Origin of the sequence: Kitasatospora sp. NPDC085879, assembly GCF_040686255.1 — a bacterium.
Lineage (GTDB): Bacteria > Actinomycetota > Actinomycetes > Streptomycetales > Streptomycetaceae > Kitasatospora.
In genome coordinates this window covers 105,200-122,440 of record NZ_JBFBJZ010000009.1, presented here as the reverse complement: position 1 = coordinate 122,440, position 17,241 = coordinate 105,200, and the positions used below count along the sequence as shown (strand labels likewise).

At 76.1% G+C, this 17,241-nt stretch carries 18 protein-coding genes and 1 pseudogene; 16 read left to right on the top strand and 3 right to left on the bottom strand.

Annotated elements, in window-relative coordinates:
- Window positions 1-9: 9 nt before the first annotated feature.
- The 5 genes and pseudogenes from AB0P35_RS09850 to AB0P35_RS09830 form a co-directional block, all read left to right on the top strand.
- On the top strand, window positions 10-1,377 hold the full coding sequence (locus tag AB0P35_RS09850) for an SWIM zinc finger family protein (RefSeq protein ID WP_363508825.1): 1,368 nt from the start codon (window positions 10-12) through the stop codon (window positions 1,375-1,377).
- Window positions 1,374-3,977, top strand: coding sequence for a DUF6493 family protein (locus AB0P35_RS09845; RefSeq protein WP_363508822.1), 2,604 nt, complete (start codon window positions 1,374-1,376; stop codon window positions 3,975-3,977). Before AB0P35_RS09850 ends, AB0P35_RS09845 begins: the two co-directional genes overlap by 4 nt.
- 113 nt (window positions 3,978-4,090) lie before the next feature.
- Window positions 4,091-4,624, top strand: coding sequence for a helix-turn-helix domain-containing protein (locus tag AB0P35_RS09840; RefSeq protein WP_363508819.1), 534 nt, complete (start codon window positions 4,091-4,093; stop codon window positions 4,622-4,624).
- Between the two features lie 59 nt (window positions 4,625-4,683).
- Complete coding sequence (locus tag AB0P35_RS09835; RefSeq protein ID WP_363508816.1) at window positions 4,684-5,064, top strand: hypothetical protein; 381 nt, start codon at window positions 4,684-4,686, stop codon at window positions 5,062-5,064.
- 58 nt (window positions 5,065-5,122) lie between these two features.
- Window positions 5,123-5,424: pseudogene (locus AB0P35_RS09830) on the top strand (DUF389 domain-containing protein); the annotation flags it as partial.
- Between the two features lie 73 nt (window positions 5,425-5,497).
- On the opposite strand, the gene AB0P35_RS09825 reads toward AB0P35_RS09830, so the two are convergent.
- From AB0P35_RS09825 to AB0P35_RS09815, 3 genes are all read right to left on the bottom strand, one after another.
- Window positions 5,498-6,718 carry an MBL fold metallo-hydrolase gene (locus tag AB0P35_RS09825; RefSeq protein WP_363508975.1) on the bottom strand — a complete coding sequence of 407 codons (1,221 nt, stop codon included), beginning with the start codon at window positions 6,716-6,718 and terminating at the stop codon, window positions 5,498-5,500.
- A gap of 341 nt (window positions 6,719-7,059) precedes the next feature.
- Complete coding sequence (locus AB0P35_RS09820; protein ID WP_306454425.1) at window positions 7,060-7,518, bottom strand: MaoC family dehydratase; 459 nt, start codon at window positions 7,516-7,518, stop codon at window positions 7,060-7,062.
- Window positions 7,519-7,597: 79 nt separating this feature from the next.
- Window positions 7,598-8,065 (bottom strand): pyridoxamine 5'-phosphate oxidase family protein, encoded by a 468-nt coding sequence (locus AB0P35_RS09815; RefSeq protein WP_363508813.1) that lies wholly within the window; start codon window positions 8,063-8,065, stop codon window positions 7,598-7,600.
- A gap of 115 nt (window positions 8,066-8,180) precedes the next feature.
- Here AB0P35_RS09815 and AB0P35_RS09810 point away from each other — a divergent pair, with 115 nt between their 5' ends.
- From AB0P35_RS09810 to AB0P35_RS09760, 11 genes are all read left to right on the top strand, one after another.
- Window positions 8,181-9,023, top strand: a complete 843-nt coding sequence (locus AB0P35_RS09810) for a hypothetical protein (RefSeq protein WP_363508810.1) — start codon at window positions 8,181-8,183, stop codon at window positions 9,021-9,023.
- Window positions 9,024-9,208: 185 nt separating this feature from the next.
- On the top strand, window positions 9,209-9,781 hold the full coding sequence (locus AB0P35_RS09805; RefSeq protein WP_363508807.1) for a hypothetical protein: 573 nt from the start codon (window positions 9,209-9,211) through the stop codon (window positions 9,779-9,781).
- Complete coding sequence (locus tag AB0P35_RS09800) at window positions 9,775-10,704, top strand: hypothetical protein (RefSeq protein ID WP_363508804.1); 930 nt, start codon at window positions 9,775-9,777, stop codon at window positions 10,702-10,704. The genes AB0P35_RS09805 and AB0P35_RS09800 overlap by 7 nt, the downstream gene beginning before the upstream one ends.
- A 58-nt stretch (window positions 10,705-10,762) precedes the next feature.
- Complete coding sequence (locus AB0P35_RS09795; protein WP_363508801.1) at window positions 10,763-11,596, top strand: SAF domain-containing protein; 834 nt, start codon at window positions 10,763-10,765, stop codon at window positions 11,594-11,596.
- Window positions 11,596-12,687 (top strand): hypothetical protein, encoded by a 1,092-nt coding sequence (locus AB0P35_RS09790; RefSeq protein WP_363508798.1) that lies wholly within the window; start codon window positions 11,596-11,598, stop codon window positions 12,685-12,687. Before AB0P35_RS09795 ends, AB0P35_RS09790 begins: the two co-directional genes overlap by 1 nt.
- A complete protein-coding gene (locus tag AB0P35_RS09785) occupies window positions 12,677-14,209 on the top strand; it encodes a CpaF/VirB11 family protein (RefSeq protein ID WP_363508795.1) in 1,533 nt (510 codons plus the stop codon). The genes AB0P35_RS09790 and AB0P35_RS09785 overlap by 11 nt, the downstream gene beginning before the upstream one ends.
- Window positions 14,209-15,168, top strand: a complete 960-nt coding sequence (locus AB0P35_RS09780) for a type II secretion system F family protein (protein WP_363508792.1) — start codon at window positions 14,209-14,211, stop codon at window positions 15,166-15,168. The genes AB0P35_RS09785 and AB0P35_RS09780 overlap by 1 nt, the downstream gene beginning before the upstream one ends.
- Complete coding sequence (locus AB0P35_RS09775) at window positions 15,165-16,046, top strand: hypothetical protein (RefSeq protein ID WP_363508789.1); 882 nt, start codon at window positions 15,165-15,167, stop codon at window positions 16,044-16,046. The genes AB0P35_RS09780 and AB0P35_RS09775 overlap by 4 nt, the downstream gene beginning before the upstream one ends.
- A gap of 40 nt (window positions 16,047-16,086) precedes the next feature.
- On the top strand, window positions 16,087-16,362 hold the full coding sequence (locus AB0P35_RS09770) for a hypothetical protein (RefSeq protein ID WP_095872168.1): 276 nt from the start codon (window positions 16,087-16,089) through the stop codon (window positions 16,360-16,362).
- Window positions 16,359-16,787 (top strand): TadE family protein, encoded by a 429-nt coding sequence (locus tag AB0P35_RS09765; protein ID WP_363508786.1) that lies wholly within the window; start codon window positions 16,359-16,361, stop codon window positions 16,785-16,787. Before AB0P35_RS09770 ends, AB0P35_RS09765 begins: the two co-directional genes overlap by 4 nt.
- Window positions 16,784-17,239, top strand: coding sequence for a TadE family protein (locus AB0P35_RS09760; RefSeq protein WP_144298585.1), 456 nt, complete (start codon window positions 16,784-16,786; stop codon window positions 17,237-17,239). Before AB0P35_RS09765 ends, AB0P35_RS09760 begins: the two co-directional genes overlap by 4 nt.
- Window positions 17,240-17,241: the final 2 nt, after the last annotated feature.

Sequence of the window (17,241 nt, the reverse complement as noted above, 5' to 3'; positions counted from 1 at the left end):
GTCCTCGACATGACGCAAGCCGTGCAGACGTACGCCTACCTGCGCCCCTCCGCGGTGCACGAGAGCACCGCCGGGCGCGACCTCGCCCTGCAGACCTCCGGCGGCGCCGGCCCGCTCGGGGCGGTGGCCAACCCGCAGTTCTTCAGCGGCTTCCTCACCTCGCCCGCGGCCGCCGCGGCCGCCCTCCTCGCGGTGGCCGACGTCGCCGCCGCCCGCTACTACCAGCCGCAGCTGCGCGCCTCCCTCGACCCGGTGGTCACCGCCGGCGGCGACCGGCTGCGCTTCGAGTCCTTCTCCGGCTGCTGCGGCGTGCACGCCCGCCTCGACGTCCTCGCCGAGGGCCTGGACGGCGGCGAGCTCGGCCACGGCACCACCAACGTCGACGTCAACAACCCGCTCCGCGAGGGGCTCGGCCGGATCGGCACCGGCGAACCGCTGCACCTGGCGGTCGGCCCGGAAGCCCTGGAGGTCACCACCCTCGACGGCCCGATGGTCGAGAAGAAGGTGCCGCTGCCCGAGCGCTGGCTGCGCGGCTTCGCCGAGACCCAGGTGATCGCCGCCGGCTTCGACCTGCGCGCCGAACTCCCCGCCGCCGAGGCCGTCCGCTTCCTCCGCGCCCTGCCCCGCACCGGCGGCCGCACCTCCACCACCGGCTGGGTCGTGCCCGCCGGCCGCACCCTGCGCCCCACCAGCCGCCCGGTGCCCGGCGCGGTCTGCCTGCCCGGCCCCGAACGGCTGGCCGCCCTGCAGCGGGTGCTGCGCCACGCCCTCGCCCTGCGGGTGTACGGCCCGGCCGCCGCCACCGCGCCCACCGCCTCCGCCTGGGAGGTCGTGCTGCCCGGCATGCGGCTCACCCTCACGCTCTCCCCGGACGCCTCGCGCGGCTTCTCCGGCGAGGGCGGTGTGCTCACCGCGCTCGCCGCCGAGGGCTCCGCCGAGGACGCCGAGCTGATCGCCACCCTGCTCGCCTGGGAACCGCGGATCGACCCGGCCGAGCTCGCCGCCCAGTCCGGGCTGAGCGCCGACCGGGTCCGCGCCGCGCTCACCCGGCTCGGCACCGCCGGCCAGATCGGCTATGACCCGGCCGACGCCGCCTACTTCCACCGCGTGCTGCCGTACGCGGCCGGGCGCGCCGAGGCCCACAACCCCCGGCTCCGCGCGGCCCGGGCGCTGGCCGCCGCGGGTGCCGTCCGGCTCGCCGACGGCCTCGCCGAGGTCACCGTCGACGACCACGTGCAGCGGGTCCGCACCGGCGCCGACGGACAGCTCGGCTGCACCTGCCTCTGGTGGGCGAAGTACCGAGGCGGGCGCGGGCCGTGCAAGCACGTCCTCGCGGTCGGCCTGGTCCGTGCCGGGCAGCCGGAGGCCGCGCGATGAGCCTCGCCGACCTCGTCCGCAAGGGCGACACCGCCGGTGTCGCCGCCGCCCTCGCCGGGCTGACCCCGGAGCAGCGCCGGGCCGAGGTGCCCGCACTGCGCGAGCATCGCAAGGAGATGCGGGACAGCTGGTCCGGCTCCCCCGACCGGTGGACGGCCCTGCTGGTCGCCGGCGCCGGCTGCCTCACCTCGCCCACCGCGGCCGCCGAATGGATCGGCAGCCGGGCCTTCGAGGACCGCGCCGGATGGCGCAACCCGCTGCTCGTCGAGGTGATCGACCGCCAGCCGCTCGCGTGGCGGCAGGTCGTCACCGCCCGGCTCGCGGAGCGGCGCGCCCCCGGCTGGGGCTGGTCCGAGCACTTCCCGCTGCTGGAGTACCTGGTGCGCTCCACCGGCTGCCCGGTGCCGACGAGCGACTCCTTCACCACCCAGTGGGTGCGCGAGCGCTCCCGACCGGAGCCGCGGCACGCCGCCTTCGGCACCCTGCCGCCCGGCCGCGACCTGTTCGCCCGGCTGGCCTCCGACCCGTTCACCCCGGTGCTCGCCCCGCGGGTCTTCGACGTGCCCGACATCGCCGGCGAACTGGAGGGCCCCTGGGCCGCCCACGACGACTCCCAGCGCTGGCCCGCCGTGCTGGCCCGGCTCGCCGCCGAGGGCGTCCTCGACCGGGCCGACGTGCTCGACCGCTGCCTCGCCCGGCTGCTGCGCGGCGGCGGCCGGCCCAACGACCACCGGATCTTCCTGACGGTCCTGCAGGCGCTCGCGCCCACCGAGGACGAGTACGCGGCCCGGGTGCGCACCCTGCTCGCCCTGCTCGCCGGCCCGTCCACCACCGCCGGCCTGGCCCAGCAGGCGCTCGCCGCGCTGGACACCGCCGGACGGCTCGACCCCGAGGTGCTCGACGAGGCGAGCCCCACCGTGCTCTTCCGTACCGAGAAGAAGCTCGTCCGCGCCCAGCTCGGCTGGCTGGACCGGGCCGCCCGCACCGCCCCCGACCGCGCAGGTCCGGCGGTACTGGCCGCCGCCGGAGCGTTCGGCCACCCCGACCGCGGCCTCCAGGAGCAGGCGCTCAAGGTGGTCGGCAGGCACCTGGCCGCCGCGGGCCCTGCCGTCCTCCCGGAGCTGCGGGCCGCCGCCGAGCAGCTCGACCCGGCCCACCACCGCCGCGCCGCCGAGCTGCTCGGCGCCGAGGTGCGGGCCGAGGAGTACCGGGAACTGCTGCCTCCGGTGCCGCGGCCCCGCCCGGTGCCCGAGCCGATCGGCACCCCGGCCGAACTCGCCGAGGAGCTGGCCGCCGCGCTAGCCGGCGACACCGGCCTGGTGCCCTGGGAGCGCGTCCTGGACGGCCTCGTCCGGCACGCCGCGGCCGACCGCACCGCCCTCGCCGAGGCCCTGGACCCGGTGCTGCGGGCCCACCACCCGCAGGAGCTCGGGCTGGTCGCCCAGGCCGCCGTCGGCCGGATGACCCTGCGCCAGGCCCAACAGGCGGCCGACGTCGCGCACCGGCGAGGCGTGTTCCGCACCTCGTGGTCCACCGCGTTCGACTCCCAGATCGCCTCCCGGCTGGAGGAGGCGGTGCTCCGGCTGGTCGCCCGCCCGCTGCCGTACCTGCTGGCCACCCCGACCGATGCCACCGGCGCGATCGACCCCGCCGCGCTGGTCGCCCGGCTCGCCGGGTACGCGCGGCTCGGCGCCGAGCCCGGTCCGGCGGACCTCGGACAGGCCCTGCTGCGGGTGACGCCGACGGCCGACCCCGCGGTGATCGCGGCGGCCGCGGCGATCGGCACCCCGGCCGGCAAGCGGCTCGCCGCCTGGTTGCGCGACGGCGGCCTGCCGCGCCCGCCGTCCACCGTCCGCGCGCCGTCCGCCGAGCGCGGACCGAACGGCCGCCGGCTCTCCACCACACGCCGCCTGGTCCACCAGCCGGCCGCCGGCACCGCCGGGCTGCCCGTCGACGCCGACCGCCTGCTCGACTCCACTGACCGTCACCTCGCACGGCACGACAGCTGGTGGACCCCGCCGGCCTCCGAGCGGTGGGCGGCGATCCTGCCGCACCACCGGGAGGAGACCGCTGCCCGCCTGATGGAGCGGTTCGCCGCCGCCGCGGACGCCGACCAGCGCGGCGGCCCGCAGCTCCTCCCCGCCCTCGCCGAGGCCGGCGGCCCCGCCGGGCCCGCGATGCACCTCGCGGTCGCCTACGGCCTCGGAGCCCGGCACCCCGAGGACCGCACCGCCGCGGTGGACGCCCTGCTCGTCCTGGCCGCCCGCGGCGACCTCGACGGCGCACTGCTCGGCCGGGAGAGCGCCGAACTGCTCGCCCTCGGCTCGGTCAAGCCCAACCGCCTCGCGGAGTCACTGCGCGCCGCGGCCGACACCGGCGCCCACGGCACCGTCTGGTCGGTCCTGGCCGCAGCCCTACCGCAGCTGCTCGCCGGCGACCCGCCGCGCGGCGCGGGCGACCTGCTCGCGGTCGCCGCGGACTGCGCCCGCCGCAGCAACGCCCGCGGTCCGATCCCGGAGATCACCACCCTCGCCACCCGCGGCGGCGCCTCCCGCGCCGTGCGCGAGGCCGCCGCCCTGCGGGAGGTGCTGGCGGGCTGATGCACCGCGCGGCGCGATCGCCGAGGTGGCCGGACGCCCCTTGTGTGCTGCCGGCGGTGTTGTTGAACGATCGTTCTTGACTGATCGTTCTTCAACTCGCTACGGTTCCGCCCATGGGACGACCACGCGCCTTCGACGAGGACGAGGCCGTCGAGGCCGCTGCCCGGCTGTTCGCCGTGCACGGCTTCGAGGGCACGTCGGTGGACGACCTGGTGGGCGCGCTCGGCGTGCACCGGGGCAGCCTGTACAAGGTGTTCGGCAGCAAGCGGGGCCTCTACCTGGCCGCGCTCCGCCGCCACCTCGACCGGGACGTGCTGCCGCTCGCCCGGGCCGTCGCCGAGGCCGCGGCGCTGCCCGCCGCCCTCGCGCAGGCCGCCGCCGCGTACGACGGCGGACCGGCCGCCGGGCTGCTGCTGCTCGCCGCCGCCGAGCGCGCCCCGCTCGACCCGGAGACCGCCGCCCTGGTCGAGGAGGGCCTCGTCGCCCTGGACGCCGCCTTCACCGAGGTGCTCGGCCCGGACGCCGCGCCGGCGCTCGCCGAGGCGCTGGCCGCCACCGTGCTCGGGGTGCGGCTGCGCGGCCGCGCCGACGCGGACCGCCCGGGCGCGGCCGCCGTCCTGGCGCTCGCCGACCGCCTCGGCCCGTGAGCACCTGCCCGACCATCCGGAACACCCCACCTCCGCACCCCCACCCGAGGAGCCATCAGATGGCACAGCTGTCCGTCGTGGACGACACCCTGATCGTCGAGGTCGAGGGCCTCGACAAGCTCTGGGCCCTGAGGAGCCGGCTGGAGATCCCGCTGGCCAACGTCCGCGGCGCCACGGCCGACCCCGGCATCGTCCACGAGTCCAAGGGCATCCGGATGGGCGGCACCCACCTGCCCGGCGTGATCACCGCGGGCACCTTCCGCTCCCAGGGCGAGTGGGTCTTCTGGGACGTCCACAACCCCGCCGGGGCGGTGGTCGTGGAGCTCGCCGACGAGCGCTACAGCCGGCTGGTGGTCGAGGTCGCCGACCCGCGCGCCGCGGTCGCCCTGGTCGAGGCAGCCATGCGCGCCCACGCCGCGGGCCGCCCCGACCCGGTCTGACCGCAGGCCCTATGGTGGGTGCGGGCGACGTCGCACAGCGTCACGTCGCCCGCGGGGGGTCGGGCCGGAGTTCGGGCCGCTGGCCGGCCTGTGTGTGGCCCTCGTCGAGCGCCGGGGCCGGCCGGCCGTGCGGTCGCTCGACGCGCTGCTCGTCGGCTTCGCCGTCGCGATGGTGCTCACGGTCGGCTTCTGCCTGCTGATGGACCAGTGAGGGCTGTTCACCAAGGGGAGGCGAGCAAGCCGAACACCTCGTTCATCCGGAAGCCGGACGCCACGTCCTTCGTGGTGACCCTGCTGGCCGGTGTCGCCGGACTGCTCACGCTCACCTCGGCGAGAGCCGGGGCCTTGGTCGGCGTCGCCACCCTGCCGGTGCAGAACGTCGCCTGGAAGGCCGTCCGGGCACGGGGCTGAGCCCGTGCCCGCTGCCCGGCCGTCAGACGGTGATCCCGTCGTCGTCCGCGGTAGCCGCAGGACCGGTGGCCGCCGGCCCGGTCGCCGCGGGCCGCGGCCGGGCCGCCGAGGCGTGCGCGGCCGGCTCGGTCGGGACGGCCGGTCCGCCGTCCCCGGGCACCCGGGCGACGGCGCGCCACCACAGGGTCGGCGCAGGCGGATCGGACGGTTCGAACGGTGCGCCCGGCCGGGGCACCGCGAACCGCACGCCCAGCGCCTGCGCCGCCGTCACCGTCCGCTCGGCCGGCTCCTCCCAGGGATGCGGCGCGAGGTCGAAGGTGCACCAGTGGATCGGCAGCATCACCCCGCCGTCCAGGTCCAGGTGCGCCCGCACGCCCTCCTCGGGCGTCATGTGCACCTCGGGCCAGAAGTCGCTGTACGCGCCGATCTGCACCATCGTCGCGTCGAACGGCCCGAACCGGCCGCCGATCTCGGCGAAACCGGGGAAGTAGCCGGTGTCCCCGCTGTGGAACACCCGGTGCTCGGGGCCCGCCACCACCCAGGACGCCCACAGCGCGTACGGATGGGTGCGCGGCCCGCGGCTGCAGTAGTGCCGGGCCGGCGTGGCGGTCAGCGTCAGCCCGGCGACCTCGGCCTTCTCCCACCAGTCCAGCTCCACGATCCGCTCCGTGGGCACGCCCCAGTGCTCGAGGTGCGCGCCCACCCCGAGCGGGACGGCGAACACCGCGCCGCTCGCGTCCAGCGCCCGGATCGTCGACATGTCGAGATGGTCGTAGTGGTCGTGCGAGACCACCACCAGGTCCACCGGGCCGAGTTCGGCCAGGCCGATCGGCATCGGGTGGAGCCGCTTGGGGCCCGTCCAGGAGAACGGCGAGCAGCGCTCGCCCCAGACCGGGTCGAAGAGCACCCGGCGGCCGTCCAGTTCGGCGAGCACCGTGGCGTGGCAGAGCCAGGTGAGCCGCAGCCCGGAGGCGGGCGGCGCGGCCAGGTCGATCGGGCGCAGCCGGTGCAGCGGCACCGGGGCGGCCGGCGCCCGGCGGGTCCGGTCACCGGTGAGCTGGGCCCGGCTGACCGCGAACGGCGAGTACCCGTCGGCGAGCCGCCGGGTGGGGACGGGGTTGCGGAAGGCCCCGTCGCGGAACTGCGGCGAGCGCCGGACGCGCTCCAGCCGCTCGCCCGTGGGATCGGCACCGAAGGCGTCCGTGCGGATCCGGTGCCAGGTGCGGCGCGGCAGCCGCCCGATGCCGCCGCTGTCGGTGAGTGCGGTGCCGAACTGTGCGGCGAGGGCGGCTGCGCGGGAGATCCAGGGGACGGAGCTGGGCACGGCACCTCCACGTCGGGACATCCGTACGGCGGTGGCCGTCCGGCGTCCGCGGTCGCGACACGCCGGCAGGCCGGACGCGTACGGTGGGTGGCGCTGTGGCTCCGCTGCCGTACGACGACCGTCAACCGGACACTACCCCTCCTGGCCCGCACGGGCCCGGCCGAAACATGATCGGGCGAGCCGTTCGGCGGACCGTCCGGCCGGGCCCGGACACGCGCGGACGGGCCCGCCGCAGAGCGGGCCCGTCCGGGTGCGGAGGATCAGGCCGCGTAGAAGCGCGTGATCGTCTCGGCGACGCAGTGCGGCTTGGCGCTGCCCTCGCTGGTGATGGTGAACCGCACGAGGGCCTGCACGCCGCCGGGGACCTCGTCGGCCGACACCAGCTCGGCGGTGGCCCGCACGGCCGTGCCGACCGGCACCGGCGACGGGAAGCGGACCTTCTCCGACCCGTAGTTGAGCGCCATCGCGATGCCCTCGACGCCGTAGCACTCCTTCGCCAGCACCGGGATCAGCGACAGCGTGAGGTAGCCGTGCGCGATCGTCCCACCGAACGGGCTCGCCTGCGCGCGCTCCGGGTCGACGTGGATCCACTGGTGGTCGCCGGTGGCCTCGGCGAACAGGTTCACCTGCTCCTGCCCGATGGTGTGCCACTCACTGGTGCCGAGCTCGGTGCCGACCGCGGCTTTCAGGTCGGCCAGCGAGGCGAAGGTCGTCAAGATGCGCTCCAGGTGGGGTCGGGGCTCCGGTCCCCACGGGTGCGTCCTGCGGGGACAGTCGGAGAGTATGCCTACCGACCGGTCACGTGTCAGCGGGGGGCCGGCGTGCCGGGGCCGCGCTCACCGCCGGGGCCGCCACCCCCACCGCACGCAGCCGCCGCCCGCCCACCAGCTCCGGGGTCAGCGCCACGTACACCGGCCGCGGACCGCCCACCCACGGCCGCAGCCCGGCCTCGAACAGGCCGTCCTGGGCGAGATGGTCCCGGACCACCTCGGCGTGCCCGTGCACCAGCACGCTCCAGCCGGACCTCGTCTCCGGGTCGAGCACATCGGCCTGGAAGGCGGCGACCGTGCCGTCCAGGGCCCGCGCGGTCGAGCTGTCGGCGCGCAGCGCCAGCACCAGCCGGCCGTCCTGCGCCACCTCGAACGCCACCGGCAGCACCGCCGGCAGCGCGTGCTCGGTGTACACCACCCGCCCGACGGGCACGGTGCCGAGCAGACGGCGGCACTCGGCCTCGCTCAGCTCCTCCACAGGGTCCTCGTACTCCATGGCACGATGCTCGGACCGCAGCCCGGCGGCCGGTAGGGCCGATGGTCCCTGCCCGAAGGGTCCTCCGGCGGTAACTTGTCGCCGAGGCACGGAGGCGGAAGGGGGCTGGTGCGGGGTGGGCGGCGGCATCGAACTGGTGGTGATCGGCGCGGACGGGGGGCCGGACCGCAGCTGGTCGGGCTCGGCGCAGGCCGGCGACGGCGCCCGCGCCCTCGCCGCGACCCTGCCCGGCCGGACCTTCGACGCCGGAGCCCGCGGCTGCCGGGTCGACCTGCTGCCGCCGGACGCCGACGCCAACACCATGCTCACCGCGCTGCGCGCCGCCGCCGCGAGACCCGCCCGGTGGCTGGTGGTCTGCCTGCTCGGCCAGTTGACGGCCGACCCCAGAGGACGGCGGATCGCCCTGGTCACCGCGGGCTCCACCCCCGACAACGCCTACCGGCGCGGCCTCGCCTGGGACTGGGTGGTCAGCGCCATGGCGCACGGCGGCCAGGAGGAGACCCTGCTGCTCGTCGACGCCGTCGCCGACCGCGACACCTGGGCCGCCCTGGCCCGCGAGGACGCCGCCGGCGAACTGCTCAGCCACTCCCGCGTCCCGCTCTGGGGGCGGATCGGTAGGCACCAGACGGGCCGACGCGGCCGGGACGCCGTCCGGCCCGGCGGTGACGGATCGTTCAGCCGCCTCCTCGTCCAGGTCCTCGACCAAGGACTGCCCGGCGCACCCGCGGCCCTCGGCCCGCAGGAACTCGCACCCGCCCTCGCGTACGAACTCGCGCTGCGGGACGGCGGCGCGGCGGCGGCCGGGCAGGCCGTCGAACTGGTTCCGGCCGACGGAGGACGGCTGCTGATGCGCAATCGGGCCGCCGTGCGGGGCGCATTGGCCGGATTGTCGCTTTCCGACGAACTGTTGGCCGTTCTCTGGCGGGAAAACTCCCCAACCGATCCGCCCAACGCGTAAGGTCGGACCGCCCGAGGTGTTGCTGTGCCGGGGTGGGTGGCGAAGAATCGATGCCCCCGCGGCGGCATCGAGGGACGGCGGAAGATTTTTGCGACCATGGCCGCGGACGAGGTCTGGCGCTAAGAGGTGGGGCGATGCGGCAGCGCGGAAATGTGTTGCGCCCTGGGGCGGTTGGGATCGGTGGGGTGGCACTGCTGTTGGCGCTCGGTGCCTGTTCCGCCGCCGGATCCAGTGGTTCTGCGGACCGTCTGGGTACTCCTGTGACAGCTGTTCCCGGTGGGACGGCTGTAACTCCTTCGAGTGGTTCGGGTACCGGCACGACCGCCCCGACCGAAGGCTCCGACGGTGCCGTCGCCCGACTGGTTCTGAACACCTATCAGGCCTGGTGGGACGCGCAGGCCGAGGCCTTCGGGCGATCGGATTCGGACGGTTCGCAACTGCGCGCGTACTCCACCGGACACGCGTTGAGCGAAGCGCTCGCCAGTCTCCACCAACTGCACGACGCAAAGCTCGTGATGACCGGGAGTCCGCGCAACTCGGCATCGGTGAAGAAGGTCGATCTCACCGCCGATCCGCAGACGGCCGTCGTGAAGGATTGCCTCGACGTGACCGATTGGCACCAGGCGGACGCAACGACCGGAGCGGTAAAGGATCCCCGGCAGCGGCTCACCCGCTATCCGGCGACCGTTTCGCTGCGGAGGAACGACAGCCGTTGGATCATCGTGGACTTCGAACGCGAGGTGGACCGCACGTGCTGAAGACCATCGTTCGTGCACTGCTGCTGTCGGCATTGCTGCTCGCACCGGCAGCCCCGGCCTCGGCCGGCGAGCCCGGCGGCGGCGTCAACCCCTGTGCCGTCCGCGACATCTGCGTGGTCGTCACCGAGCCCGGGAGTACCGCGGATCCCGGGAACGGGGGCGGCGGGTCGTCGGGCGGGTCCGACGGCGGGGTGCAGATGTGCAGTTGGAACGGGCAGCAGTGGCCGTGCTGGGACGACGACCTCGGGTGGTTCTCCACCGCGGACGGCTGCTACTACCACCGCTCCGAGCCGCAGCCGCCCGCGAGCGACCCGGCCTGGGACGGGCACGGCCCGTCCGACGGGGCGGTGTACGAGGTCAACTGCCGCGGTGTGGGGGGCCAGCTGACACCCAAGCCGCCGATGTTCTTCGCCCAGCCGCCCGGCGGCCCGCCGCCGCCGGACCGCCCGTACGACCTGGGCATGAAGGCGCTCGGAATGATCCACTTCGACTCGCCGCAGCTGCACGCCGCCCCGGCCGCGACCGCCGTGGTCGGGGTGCCGGTCTGGCTCTGGTACACGTCGACCGAGACCACCGCGGGGCCGCAGAGCGCCACCGCGAAGGGCCGGACGATGAGCGTCACCGCCACCGCCCGGCTGACCAAGGTGCACTGGGACACCGGTGACGGCTCGCCCGGCGCCGAATGCACCGGCCCCGGCACCCCGTACCGCGCGGGTGCCGGTACCACGCCGCCCTGCGGATACACCTACCGGACGTCCTCCGCCGGGCAGCAGGACCGGACCTTCTACCTGACGGCCACGCTGACCTGGCGGGTCGAGGCCGTCCGGTCCGACACCGGGGCGCGGGTGTTCGCGGTCGACTACCGCGTCACCACGGACGACCCGCTGCCGCTGAAGGTCGCCGAGGTGCAGGCGCTCAACTGACCGCCCGCCACGCTCCCGACCACTGACGAACCACCAGTTCCGGAAAGGCCGAAGCCCGGTGGAAACCCGCAACGTCCCGACGCCGAGCGCCGGCACCGCCGCCCTCGCCCCCGACCCGGTCCGGCCGGCCCCGCACGTCCCGCCGCGCACCCTGCGGGCCCGGCGGCGCCGGCCCGCCGTGCTGGCCATGGCGGTCGCGCTGATCGCCGCCGGCGGCCTCGGCGGCGCCGCCCTCTACACCAGTTCGGGGCAGCGGATCGCCGTGCTCGCGATCGCCCGCGACGTCCCGATGGGCCAGACCATCACCGCCGACGACCTGGTGGTCGCACACATCGCCGGCGACCCGGTGCTGCGCCCGCTGGACGCCCGCGACCGGGCCCGGACCATCGGCCTGCGGGCCACCACCGACCTCAGGCGCGGCGCCCTGCTGCTCAAGGCGGACGTCACCGCCGACCCGGCGCTCCAGCCCGGCCAGCAGATCGTCGGCCTCGCTGCCAAGCGCACCCAGCTGCCGGCCGCCCGCCTCCAGCCGGGGCTGCAGGTGCTGGTGGTGTACACCCCGGACGCCAAGTCCGACCAGGCGGCGGCCTCCCGCACACCGGAGACGCTCTCCGCGACGGTGGTCACCGTCGGCCGGGTCGACACCGACGGCAGCCAGGTGGTGGACGTCGCCGTCCCCGCGGCCGACGGCCCGCGGCTCGCCGTCTGGGTGGCCACCGGCCGCTTCCAGGTGATCCTCGCGCCGCGGACGGGCGCCGCGCCCGCCCCGGCACCGTCCGCGGGCGACACCGCCGCCGACGGTCAGGGCACCGCGTCCGGCACCCCGACGGGCGGCGCCCCGTCCGGCAGGGCCACCGGCAGTCCCAAGAGCGGTACGGGAGGGGGCACCTGATGGCGGTCGTCGCCGTGACCGGCGGCCCGGGCGCCCCCGGGGCCACCACCACCGCGCTCGCCCTGCTGCTCAGCTGGCCGCTGCAGTCGGGCCGCAGGGTGCTGCTGGCCGAGTGCGACCCGGACGGCGGCGCGGTGCTGGCCGGCGCCCTGGAGGGCCGCATCGAGGCCGTGTACGGGCTGCGCAACCTGGCGGTCGCGGACCGCCGCGGCCTGCTCGTCCAGAGCATGTGGGAGCAACTCGTCGACCTCTCGCCCGAGGGCACCGCCGACCGGCTGCTGCTGCCCGGCCTCACCGACCCGGCGCAGGCATCCGGCCTCGCCTACACCTGGGAGCCGCTCGCCGACACCTTCCAGGCACTGGACGGCCAGGGCTACGACGTGATCGTGGACCTCGGCCGCTCCGGTGCGGCCGGCCCGGGTGCGGTGCTGGCCCGGCGGGCCGACGTGGTCGCGGCCACCGTGCGGACCACGCTGCGCGGCCTGTCCGCCGCCCGGCCGCGGCTCGCGGCGCTCCGGGACGACCTGGAGAACGCCGGTTCGGGTGCCGACGCGCTCGGCCTGCTGCCGATCGCCGAGGGCCCCTACCCGCTGGCCGAGGCCGCCCGCGAACTCGGCGTCTCCGCGCTGGGCCTGCTGCCGTTCGCGCCGCGCACCGCCAAGGTGCTCTCCGACGGCGGGGACACCGCCGACCGGCGGTTCGTCCGTTCCGAGCTGATGCGGACGGCGCGCAGCGCCGCCGACCGGATCCAGGAGGTCGCGGCCCGCCGCCGGCAGCGGCTCGCCCCGCAGCCGCAGCCGTACCAGCAGCAGCCCGTGCCCCAGCCGCCCGCCCCGCAGCCGATACCGCAGCCGCAGTACGGCCAGCAGCCGCAGTACGGCCAGTCCGGCCCCGTGCCCGGCCCGGTTCTCGGCCCGGTGGCGCCGCGGCAGCCGTGGGCACCGGCGCCCGAGCCGCACCCGCTCGCCTTCCCGCAGCACATCGCGCCGCCGGCCGTCCCGCAGCCGCCCGCACCCGCGTCCTTCCCGCCGCCGCCGCCGGACCGGCGGCAGCCGCACAACGGGTACGGGGAGGTGCTCCGTGCGCGGTAGCCCGCTCCAGCAGGGGCCGTCCTCGCTGCCCTGGCAGGTGCCCGCGGCCGGCCCCTCCGCCGGGATCGTCCCGGGCCCCGTCCGGCCGACCGGGCCCGCGGCACCGGTCGCGGCGGTGCCCGCGCTGCAGCCGGTCGGCGTCCGGCCGGCCGTCGACCCGCAGGTCGCGCGCGAACTCAAGCGCCAGGTGGCGTCCGAACTCCACCAGCAGCTGTCCAAGTTGGAGGGGTCGGGCGAGGTCGACCGGGCCACCCGGCGGCAGCGCGGCCGGGCGCTGATCGAGGAGGCGGTCGCCCGCTGGTCCGACGCGTACGCGCAGACCCACGGCATCCCGCCCACCCGCGACCAGGACCGCGCGCTCGCCGAGGCCGTCTACGACCTGCTGTTCCGGGCCGGCCGGCTGCAGCCCTACCTGGACGACCCGGAGATCGAGAACATCCTGGTCAACGGCTGCGACGACGTGTGGGTGTCGCGGGCCAACGAGCCGCTGCGGCAGGTGCCGCCGATCGCCGACGACGACGCCGAACTCGTCGAGCTGCTCCAGGACCTGGCCCGCCAGCACGGCGGTGGCGAGCGCAGCCTCTCGACCGCCAGCCCCACCCTCGCCCTGCGCCTGGAGGGCGGGATGCGTCTGCAGGCGCTGACCGAGGTCACCCCGCGCCCGTACGTGGCGATCCGCCGGCACCGGGTCGCCTCGGCGACACTCGGCGACCTGGTCGGGCTCGGCACTCTCGACGCGACGCTGGCCGCCTTCCTGGCGGCGGCGATCCGGGGCAAGAAGAACGTGATGATCACCGGCACCCAGGGCGTCGGCAAGACCAGCCTGCTGCGCGCGATGGCCGCCGAGATCCCGCCGGACGAGCGGGTCGGCACCCTGGAGACCGAGTTCGAGCTGTGGCTGCACACCCTCGGCCACCTCCGCCAGGTGGTGCCGATGGAGGCCCGCGAGGGCAACGGCGAACGGGTCGACGGCCGGGTCGCCGGCGAGCTGACGATCGGTGAACTCATCCCCGCCGCGCTGCGGATGACGCTCTCGCGGATCATCGTCGGTGAGGTCCGCTCGGCCGAGGTGGTGCCCATGCTGCGGGTGATGACCAACGGCGAGGGCGGCTCGATGTGCACCCTGCACGCCCGGGCCCCGCACATGGTCGTCGACCGCATCGCCGAGCTCTGCCTGGAGTACGGCGCCCACATGACCGACAGCCTCGCCTACCGGCTCACCGCGAACGCCGTCGACTTCGTGGTGCACGTCACCATGGTCGACGAGACCGCGGTCGGCGGCCGCCGGCACCGCTTCGTCTCGCACGTCCTGGAGGTCACCGGCCTCGGCGAGAGCGGACGCCCGGCGATGAACCAGGTCTTCGCCCCGCGCCCCGAGCAGGGCGAGCCGCGGGCCGTCCCGCACACCCCGCCGCAGTGCCTGGACGACCTGCGCCGGGCCGGCTTCGACGCCGGCCTGCTGCAGTCCCCGTACGGCAGTTGGGGCGCGCCGCTGGCGCTGCGGATCGGCGGTGGCCGCTGATGCTGCTCCTCGTGCTCTGCGGCCTCGCCGTCGCCGGCGGCCTGGTCGCCCTGGTGGCCGGCCTCGTCGGCTCCCGGGAGGAACGGCCGGAGACCCGGCCGGGCACCGGCCGGCTGCACACCTTCTGGTACGGCGCGCCCGGCGCGGCCGCCCCCGGCCGGGCCCGGATGCGGCAGGTCCAGTCGGTGCTCGCGGCGGCCGGCGGCGCCGGCGCCTGGCTGTTCACCGGCATCCCGCTGACCGCGCTGCTGCTGCCGCTCGCCGTCTTCGGCCTGCCCTGGCTGTACGACGCCACCCGCTCCGACACGCACCGGATCGAACGCCTGGAGGCGCTCGCCGAGTGGACCCAGCGCCTGGCCGACGTGCTGCTGCTCGGCGTCGGCCTCAACCAGGCCATCGTCACCAGCCGCCGTACCGCTCCGCCCGCCCTGGAGACCGAGATCGGCGACCTCGCCGCCCGGCTGCAGTCCCGCTGGCGGCCGGAGGACGCGCTGCGCGCCTTCGGCGACGAACTCGCCGACGCCACCGCCGACAAGGTGCTGGCCGCGCTGCTGCTGCGCGCCGGCGACAGCGGGCCCGGCCTGGCCCGGGCGCTCGCCGACATCGCCGGATCGGTGCGCGAGGAGGTCCGCCAGCGCCGCACCATCGAGGCCGACCGGGCCAAGCACCGCACCACCGTGCGCTGGCTGGTCGGCATCATCCTGGTCGTCGTCCTGGTCGGCGCCCTCAACTCCCGCTACACCGCGCCCTATGCGAGCTTCGCCGGCCAGGTGGTGCTCGCCGTGGTCGCGGCCGCGTTCGTCGGCGTGATCGCCTGGATGCGCTCGCTCGCCGCGCACACCCCGCTGCCCCGCCTGATCGAGGCCGACAGGCGCAGCAAGGCCGGCCGGCTGCCCGGCGACCCGGCCGAGGCCGAGCCGGAGCCCGCGGCGGCCGCCGCGGCCAAGGAGGTCCGATGATCTCGCCCTGGGCCGTGCTCGCGGGGGCCGCCGCGGCGGGCGGCGTCGCCCTGCTGCTCGCCGAGCTCCGCCCCGCCCCACCGGACCTCGGCCAGGCGCTGGGCCGGCTGCACCGCACCCCCGACCCGCGGCCCGCCGACGAGAGCCGGCCCGCCTGGTACGACCGGATCGGCGCCGACACGCTGCGGCTGCCCGGCGCCCGGATCCCGCACCAGCAACTCGCCCTGATCGGCCGCACCCCGGCCCGGTTCATGGCGCACAAGCTGCTGTTCGCGCTGATCGGCCTGGTGCTGCCCGGCTACCTGGTGGCGATGGCCGCGGTGGTCGGGATCGGCCTGCCGATCGCCGTACCGCTGGTCGCCGGGCCGCTGCTGGCGGTGCTGCTCTGGCTCGTCCCGGACGGCATCGTGGCCGGCGAGGCCAAGGAGGCCCGCACCGAGTACCTGCACGGCATCGCCGCCTACCTGGAACTCGTCGCCCTGGAGCGGGCCGCCGACTGCGGGCCCGCGGAGGCGCTGCGCCGGGCCGCCGCGGTCGGCCGCGGCACCGTCTTCCGCCGGATCAGGGACGCCCTGGAACGCGCCGCCACCGACCGGCTGCCGCCCTGGGACGGCCTCGACGGGCTCGCCGTCGAACTCGGACTGACCCCCCTTCAGGACCTCGCGGACATCATGCGGATCTCCGGCACCGACGGCGCCGCCGTGTACGACACCCTGCGCGCCCGCGCCCAGAGCCTCCGCGGTGAACTCCTCGCCGAGGAACTGGCGCAGGCCAACACCGACAGCGAGCGGATGGTCGCGCCCGGCGCGGCCCTCACCCTGCTCATGACGGTGCTGATCGTCTTCCCCGCGCTGTACCAGATGCTCGACGTCAGCTGAGCAGCCGACGCCCACCGACCACCGTCCTGGAGACCACACCATGACCCCGATCACGGCCAGGCTCAAGCCCCTGATGACCGCCCTGCTGCTGCCCGTGCTGCTGCCGCTGCACCTGGGCATGCCCTACCTGCACGTCCGCCTCGGCAGACTGCGGGCGGCCCGCGCGTCCGGCGACCGCGGCGCGATCAGCATCGAACTCGCGCTCACCATCATCGTCCTGGTCGCGATCGCCGGAGCGGTGCTGGCCGCGGTCAAGCTGCTCGCCGGCAAGGCCGAGCAGAAGATCCCCACCGACGTCCCGGACGCGGTGAAGTGATCCGTCGCCCGTGCGTCCCTGCCGCGCTGCGCCCCGCTGCACCGCGCGACCGCGGGGCGGTCGTCCTCGGCCTGGCCATCGTCTTCCCGATCGTGCTGACCGCCGTCATGCTCGTGGTGCAGGCCTCGCTCTGGTGGTACGCCGACCAGGCCGCCCTCACCGCGCTGCGCGAGGGCGTCGACGCGGGCCGGGTGCGCGGTGCCACCGCCGAGGACGGGGACGTCCGGGTGAAGGAGTGCCTGGGCCGCTTCGGCCGGCTCGCCGAACTCGAGAGCGTCGACCACTACGGCTCCGACGCCGACACCCAGCAGATGACGGTGACGGTCCGTCCGCAGTCCGTCGTCCCGTTCTTCGACGCGCTGACCATCACCGAGACGCTCAGCGCACCCCGGGAGCGCTTCGTACCGCAGGGCGGGCCGCGGTGAAGCGCCCCGCGGCCCGGCCGCGGCCGACCGGCGGCCCCGACCGCGGCGCCGTGCCCGTCGAGGCGGCGCTGCTGCTGCCGGTGGTGCTCGCCTTCGTGCTGATCGTGGTCGCCGCCGGAAGGGTGCAGAGCACCGGCGCCGTCGTCGACGCGGCCGCCCGGGCCGGCGCCCGCGCCGCCTCGCTCGCCCGCACCGAGGACGGCGCCCGGCAGGCCGCCGCCGACGCCGTGCAGGACGTGCTCGGCCGGCGCAGCGTCCGCTGCTCGCAGGACCCGGTCAGCCCGGTCTCCTTCGGCACCCTGCAGACCCCCGGCGGCGACCTCGACACCGTCACCGTGCGGGTGCGCTGCTCGGTGCCGCTGCGCGACCTGCTGGGTGTGGACGCGCTCCAGGGGGACAAGACCATGACGGGGGAGTTCACCTCGGTCGTCGACCGGTACCGCGGCGACTGAGC

Bases quoted from the DNA above. Each gene is read 5' to 3' on its own strand.
- AB0P35_RS09775 (WP_363508789.1), top strand. From the start codon at position 15,165: ATGATCTCGCCCTGGGCCGTGCTCGCGGGGGCCGCCGCGGCGGGCGGC.
- AB0P35_RS09850 (WP_363508825.1), top strand. From the start codon at position 10: ATGACGCAAGCCGTGCAGACGTACGCCTACCTGCGCCCCTCCGCGGTG.
- AB0P35_RS09840 (WP_363508819.1), top strand. From the start codon at position 4,091: ATGGGACGACCACGCGCCTTCGACGAGGACGAGGCCGTCGAGGCCGCT.
- AB0P35_RS09780 (WP_363508792.1), top strand. From the start codon at position 14,209: ATGCTGCTCCTCGTGCTCTGCGGCCTCGCCGTCGCCGGCGGCCTGGTC.
- AB0P35_RS09790 (WP_363508798.1), top strand. From the start codon at position 11,596: ATGGCGGTCGTCGCCGTGACCGGCGGCCCGGGCGCCCCCGGGGCCACC.
- AB0P35_RS09845 (WP_363508822.1), top strand. From the start codon at position 1,374: ATGAGCCTCGCCGACCTCGTCCGCAAGGGCGACACCGCCGGTGTCGCC.
- AB0P35_RS09770 (WP_095872168.1), top strand. From the start codon at position 16,087: ATGACCCCGATCACGGCCAGGCTCAAGCCCCTGATGACCGCCCTGCTG.
- AB0P35_RS09815 (WP_363508813.1), bottom strand. From the start codon at position 8,065: ATGGAGTACGAGGACCCTGTGGAGGAGCTGAGCGAGGCCGAGTGCCGC.
- AB0P35_RS09835 (WP_363508816.1), top strand. From the start codon at position 4,684: ATGGCACAGCTGTCCGTCGTGGACGACACCCTGATCGTCGAGGTCGAG.